Origin of the sequence: Oceanobacillus luteolus (genome assembly GCF_042678205.1) — a bacterium.
Taxonomy (GTDB): domain Bacteria; phylum Bacillota; class Bacilli; order Bacillales; family Amphibacillaceae; genus Oceanobacillus; species Oceanobacillus luteolus.
In genome coordinates this window covers 1-1624 of sequence record NZ_JBHUDE010000079.1, presented here as the reverse complement: position 1 = coordinate 1624, position 1624 = coordinate 1, and the positions used below count along the sequence as shown (strand labels likewise).

General features: G+C 37.2%; 1 protein-coding gene. It reads left to right on the top strand.

Going from position 1 to position 1624, the window contains the following annotated elements; translation table 11 throughout:
- Positions 1-253: 253 nt before the first annotated feature.
- Positions 254-1489, top strand: coding sequence for an IS110 family RNA-guided transposase (locus tag ACFSBH_RS12270; RefSeq protein WP_251518027.1), 1236 nt, complete (start codon positions 254-256; stop codon positions 1487-1489).
- The last annotated feature ends 135 nt before the right edge of the window (positions 1490-1624 follow it).

The window sequence follows — 1624 nt, the reverse complement described above, 5'->3', positions numbered from 1 at the left end:
TCGTATTATAAGGTTAACCAGATGTTAAATATTTCTGGTTGACCTTATTTTTTATGGTCTTATTATTACATTGTAGCCGGGGCAGGACGGACGCACCCGTGGGACTTGATCCCGTCAGCTAAACTGTTCGCCCCCTACTTGTAGAAACATGATTGAGGCTGGTTGGGACAATGATCCCGTATAACAAGCGAAGCTATGATACTACAAGAAGGATTAGGGGTACCGGCAAATATATTTTTGGAGGAGATAACGAATGAATCCAGTAGTTGGTCTGGATGTAGCCAAAGGAGAGAGTCAGATTCAGGGTTATCTGGATAGAAAGAAACCTTATAAAAGTAGTTTTAAAGTTTCTCATACCTTGGAAGGTCTTGAAATTTTGCTTCACTTTTTAATTGAGATCGAGAATGAATCTGGTGTACAACCTCCAGTTGTACTTGAATCAACAGGCCATTATCACACGCCAGTTGTTCAATATTTAGATAAGCATAATTACTTGGTTATCATTGTAAATCCCTTGATTTCTTATAGGGCGAAGAGTTCCAGTTTACGTAAAGTCAAAACTGATATTATTGACGCTAGACATCTCTGCGAGCTGTATTACAAAGAAGAATTGGAGCCACAAAAGAGACGTGGGATACACCTTTTAAACTTGCGTAATCTTACAAGACAACATGACAACATCACAAGTATATATGTACAAACTAAATTACAATTTCATTCGGTGTTGGATCAGGTTTTCCCTGAGTATCGTGGGGTTTTTGGGGACTTATATTCCAGTGTCTCTTTACTTACTCTCATGGAATATCCAACATCCAAAGATGTTTTAAAAATAGATAAAGAGACTTTAGATGAAAAGATTCATGAATATTGCCCAAGACGTTCAATTGAATGGGCAGAAGCTAAGGCTGAAAAGTTAATAGCTGCGGCACATCGTAATCCATTTCAGGAAACCCTTTATCAAAGTCATATCCTAAGCATAGAAATGTATATCAAGATGCTTTTAGAATACCAGAAGCACCTATCTAAACTTGAGGATCAAATAGGTGCCTTGGCAAAAGAAATTGAAGAATTTAAGATTATCCAATCCATCCCTGGTATTGGTGAAAAAATCGCTGCAACGATTATTTCAGAAATTGGGGAGATTGATTTATTTGATAATCCTAAAAAACTAGTAGCTTTTGCCGGTATAGATCCCAGTGTCTTTGAATCCGGACGATTCAAGGGGACAGTCAATCGTATTACTAAAAGAGGATCTAGCCGACTGAGACATGCCTTATTTATGGCGGTTCGCTCCGCAATCCGTGATGCTCGCAAGCAAAAGACAACGGAAGAAATCATTCCTCGTAACAAGAAATTACGAGCATTTTATGATAAAAAACGAGAAGAAGGAAAGCCTTATAAAGTAGCGATAATTGCGTGTGCCAATAAACTATTACATTGGATTTACGCCATATTGAAAAGCAACTCTACCTTCCAAGATATTGCGTAACTAGTTAACTTAACCAAATACTCCAAAGCCTTCCAATTAAAGAATTCAGGAGGGTTATTTGGCATGTGCAAAATAAGTATATCACAATTAATTTAAGTTTTTTAGAGAAAAATATTGACAACTATTAGCTGGTTT